The organism is Ideonella sp. P3_A4 (assembly GCF_056403075.1).
Genome location: NZ_JBFUGE010000479.1, coordinates 1 through 4,610, shown reverse-complemented (window position 1 = coordinate 4,610; position 4,610 = coordinate 1). Strand labels below are relative to the sequence as shown.

Sequence of the window (4,610 nt, the reverse complement as noted above, 5' to 3'; positions counted from 1 at the left end):
GACGTCGACACCCTTGATCTCGGCGTACATCTGCTCGATGCCGAGCTTCTCGTCACCCGAGTCGGTAGCGTTGTTGTAGAAGTTGGTCATCAGCACGCCGCGCACATCGATGCCCTCGACCTTCGCGTCATGGCCGAGCGTGAACTCGCCGTAGATGTCGCACTCGTTGCCGAGGCGGTATTTCAGCCCGGGGCCGGACAGGCCGTAGCAGGCGCGCGAGACGCCCTTCTCCGACGTTGCCCCAGGGCCGGCGCGGAAGTAGCCGCCCCAATCGAAGGCGTGGGCCTGGGCGGTGGCAAGCAGCGCGACGGCAGCAGCCGTGGCGCGCAAGGTCGTGTTCAGGGGGCTTGTCATCTTTGGTCTCCTCAAGACGGCCGAGGTTGAACAAGTCGTGGGCGCACGCGGCCACGCGCGCTCCCTCCAGGGAACTCACGACTGAAAAAGTGGGGAGGTGAAGCGCCGCCTCAGCGGCGCAAGATCAAGGCGGCGTGGGCGGCAACATCCACTCGTGCGCGGGGTCGTTACGGAAGACCCAGTGACGGCCCGGGCCGGCCATCACGTTCAGGTAATACAGGTCGTAGCCGTGTGGCGCAACCACCGGGTGGTAGCCACGCGGCACCAGCACCACGTCGTGGTCTTCGACAGCCATCGCTTCGTCGAGGCTGCGGTCGTCGGTGTAGACGCGCTGGAACGCAAAACCCTGCGGCGGGTTCACGCGGTGGTAATACGTCTCTTCCAGCTGCGTCTCGGTCGGCAACGCATCGGTGTCGTGCTTGTGCGGCGGGTAGCTCGACGAATGGCCGGCCGGCGTGCGTACCTCCACCACCAGCAGATGCGCCGCCACCGGGTCGGTGTGCGGCAGGATGTCGCAGACGTAGCGCGTGTTGCTGCCCTGCCCGCGCACCGATCGCTTCATGCCTTCGGGCGCCAGCAGCGTCACTTGGCGCGCCCGCTCGTCGGCCGGTGCGGTGCACAGCGCGAGCTCGGTGTCGCTGTCCGCACTGATCTGCAACTCGGTGTGCTTCGGCACGTAGAGTGCTGCCGGCGCCGCATCGTCGAAGACGCTGTCGCGCGTGCCCAGCGCGGCGAAGTGCTGGCCATCGGCGACCACACTGACGCGACCGGCCAGCACCACCAGGCACAGCTCGCGCTCGCCGGTGGACACGGCCTCCTGCTCACCCGCCTTCAACCGCAGCGCACGAAAGCCGACGTGCTGCCAGCCGGCGCTTTCGGGCGTCACGTCGACGATCTGGCGGCCTTCGCGCCGCGCCTTCACCAGCAAAGGGCTCATAGGGACAACCCGTCAACGATGCGCTTCAGGGTCTGGTAGCCCTTCTTCGCGTAGGCGTAGCTCGGCGCCACCGCCGGGTCTTGTTCTGCCTCCACCACCAGCCAGCCTTCGTAGCCGCCCGCATGCAGCGTGGTCAGCACCGCGCCGAAATCGATCACGCCGTCGCCCGGCACGGTGAAGGTGCCGTTGATCACCCCACGCAGAAAAGACCAGCCGTCATTGCGGGCTTGCGCCACGACCGCCGGCCGCACGTCCTTGCAGTGCACATGCACCACGCGGTGCAGGTGCTTCTTCAACGGAGCCACGGGATCAGTGGCACCACCGTAGTACGCATGGCCAGTGTCGAACAACAGGCCCACCGCCGGGCCGGTAACCGCCATCAGCCGGTCCACGTCTTCGGGTGATTCGACGTACGCGCCCATGTGGTGGTGGTAGGCCAGCGTCAGGCCGTAGGTGGCTTGCAGATGCTCGCCAAACGCGGTCAGCCGCTCGCCGTAGTCGTGCCATTGGTCGCCGGTCGCAAAGCGCGGGCGTTTGGCCAGAGGCGTGTCGATCTGCCCTTGGATCGAGCCGGCCACTTCGCCATAGACGACGACGCGGCAGCCCTGCGCCTGCAGCTTGGCCATGTGCGGCTTGCAGCGTTCGATCTCATCTTTCAACGTGCCTTCGGCCAGCAGGCCCGAGTACCAGCCCGAGACGCAGGCCACGCCGAACTCGGCCAGCTTCGTCTTCAGCGCCTGCGGCTCCTTCGGAAACTTGTTGCCGAGCTCGAAGCCTTCGTAGCCGATCTCGGCACCCTCGCGCAGCGCCGTTTCCAGCGGTGTTTCACCGCCGAGTGCGGGCAGGTCGTCGTTGCTCCACGAGATCGGGTTGATGCCGATGCGGACGTTCCAGGGTGTGGCCATGTCGGGTTGCTTCAGGGGCGTTGTTGTTGCTTCGCGGCGAGGTAGGCCGCGCGGGCGTTGTTCACTTCGTCGCGTGACGAGACTTCGGGCATMGCCACCTCCCACCAGCAGCCGCCGTCTTCGGTGCTGCGCTCGGGGCTGGTGTCGATGACGATCAATTGCGTGCGTGTCGCGGCACGGGCGGCGGCCATCGCCGTCTTGAGTTCGCCGACGCTGGCGACGTGCACCGCATCGGCGCCCAGCGAACGAGCGTGCGCAGCGAAGTCGATGTGCGGCACTTCGCCGCCCTCGGGTACGCAGTCGTCGAGCAGGTTGTTGAAGCGCTCACCACCGGTCGCGCGCTGCAGCCGGTGGATGCAGCCGTAGCCGCGGTTGTCCAGCAGCACGACGATCAGCTTGTGGCCCAGCATCACCGAGGTCGCGAGCTCGGAGTTCATCATCAGGTAGGAGCCATCGCCCACCATCACGATGACCTCCTTGTCGGGCCGCGCCATCTTCACGCCCAGGCCGCCGGCGATCTCGTAACCCATGCACGAGTAGCCGTACTCGACGTGGTAGTTGCCGGGCTCCGCTGCGCGCCACAGCTTGTGCAGCTCGGCCGGCAAGGTACCGGCGGCGCAGACGACGATGTCGCCGCGCGGCGAATCGGTGGCGGAGTCGCGCACCGCACCGATCACCTCGGCGTCGTACGGCAGCGTGTTTTGCGGCTGAGCCGTGGTGAGTGCGGTGACGCGCTCTCGCCAGGCGTCGGCCAGTGCCACCGCCCGCTGGCCCCAGGCTGCGTCGGACTGCCAGCCTTCGACCAACGGTTGCAGTTGGCCCAGCGCCGTTCGTGCATCGGCCACCCACGGCGTGCCGTGCCACTTCGACGCGTCCAACGCTTGCACGTTCACACCGAGCAAGCGCGCCTGCGTGAACAAGGCATGCGAGCCGGTGCTGAAGTCTTGCAGGCGGGTGCCGATCGCCAGCACGACGTCGGCCTCGCGTGCCAACGCATTGGCGGCTGGTGAGCCGCTGACGCCCAGCGCGCCGGCGTTCAATGGATGATCCCACGCGAGGCTGCCTTTGCCGGCTTGCGTCTCGACCACCGGCACGCGGTGCGCTTCAGCAAAGCGTCGCAGCGCGTCACTCGCCTGCGCGTACAGCACACCGCCGCCCGCGATGATCAGCGGGCGCTTCGCGTCACGCAGCAACGCGGCGGCGCGGGCCAACTCGTGCGCATCCGCACCCGGCCGACGGATGTGGATAGTCGCCGGAGTCAGGAAACTCTCCGGGCAGTCGAAAGCCATCGTCTGCACGTCTTGCGGCAGCGCCAGGCACACCGGGCCGCACAGCGCCGGGTCGGTCATCACCTGGATCGCGCGCGGCAACGCCGTCAGGATCTGCTCCGGCCGCATGATGCGGTCGAAGTAGCGCGTGACCGGGCGGAACGCATCGTTGACGCTGATGTCGCCAGCCTGGAAATCTTCGAGCTGCTGCAGCACCGGGTCCGGCGCACGCGACGCGAACACATCGCCTGGCAGCAGCAGAACAGGCAGGCGGTTCACATGCGCCAACGCAGCGGCGGTGACAAGGTTGGTCGCACCGGGACCGATCGACGTGGTGACCGCCATCGTGCGACGGCGCATGTGGGCCTTCGCATACGCGATCGCCGCATGCGCCATGCCCTGCTCGTTATGGGCGCGGAAGGTCGGCAGCGCGCGACGTTCGGCGTGCAGCGCCTCGCCCAGCCCCGCGACGTTGCCATGGCCGAAGATCGACCAGACGCCGCCGAGGTAGGGCTGCAGCGAGCCGTCTTCCTCTTCGATCCGCAGCGCGGCGAGGTAGCCCACCAGCGCCTGCGCCATCGTCAAGCGCACGGTCTTCATCGCGCGACCTCCACGCGACTGGCGCGCCAAGCGTCCACCAGCGCGCCGAAATTGGCGGCCACTTCGTCGATCAAAGCGCCATCGTCGAGCTGGCCTTTCAGCCAACGCAGGCTCGCATCGGCCCACAAGGTGCGACCGACCATGAAGCCCTTGACCACCGGATTGCGCGCTTCGGCAAAGCCCCGCGCCAGTTCGGCGGCGGGCTGGTTCAGGCCCAGGATCACTGCGCCACGGCACTGCGGATCGCGCTCGTCGATCATCGCCTGCAGTGCATCCCACGAAGCGRCCGCCATCGGCGCCAGCTTCCACCACTCGGGCTTGAAGCCAAGGTTGTAGAAGCGCTTGATCGTGCGCAGCACCGCCTCGTCGGCATTCGGCGTGTCGCGCGGCGGGATCACCTCCAGCAGCAGCTCGTGGCCGCTGGCGCGCGTGGCCTCCCACAGGTGGCGCAGCTGCATCTCCTGCTCCAACCGCAGCGGCGACGCATCGTCGGGCTGGTAGTGCAGCAGGCACTTGACGACCTGCTCGGCCGGCCAGTGCAGCAGC

At 67.7% G+C, this 4,610-nt stretch carries 5 protein-coding genes; all 5 read right to left on the bottom strand.

Annotated elements, in window-relative coordinates:
• Positions 1-354: carbohydrate porin (locus tag AC1DYI_RS27215; RefSeq protein ID WP_477207247.1), on the bottom strand; the 354-nt coding region annotated here is incomplete at its 3' end.
• Between the two features lie 124 nt (positions 355-478).
• Entirely contained in the window at positions 479-1,291 is an 813-nt protein-coding gene (gene iolB / locus AC1DYI_RS27210; RefSeq protein WP_477207246.1) for a 5-deoxy-glucuronate isomerase, read from the bottom strand.
• On the bottom strand, positions 1,288-2,196 hold the full coding sequence (iolE, locus tag AC1DYI_RS27205; RefSeq protein WP_477207245.1) for a myo-inosose-2 dehydratase: 909 nt from the start codon (positions 2,194-2,196) through the stop codon (positions 1,288-1,290). Before iolE ends, iolB begins: the two co-directional genes overlap by 4 nt.
• An 11-nt stretch (positions 2,197-2,207) precedes the next feature.
• On the bottom strand, positions 2,208-4,064 hold the full coding sequence (gene iolD, locus AC1DYI_RS27200) for a 3D-(3,5/4)-trihydroxycyclohexane-1,2-dione acylhydrolase (decyclizing) (protein WP_477207244.1): 1,857 nt from the start codon (positions 4,062-4,064) through the stop codon (positions 2,208-2,210).
• Positions 4,061-4,610, bottom strand: a 550-nt coding sequence (locus tag AC1DYI_RS27195) for a 2-deoxy-5-keto-D-gluconate 6-phosphate aldolase domain-containing protein (RefSeq protein WP_477207243.1), incomplete at its 5' end; no start/stop codon positions are given. The genes AC1DYI_RS27195 and iolD, both read right to left, overlap by 4 nt.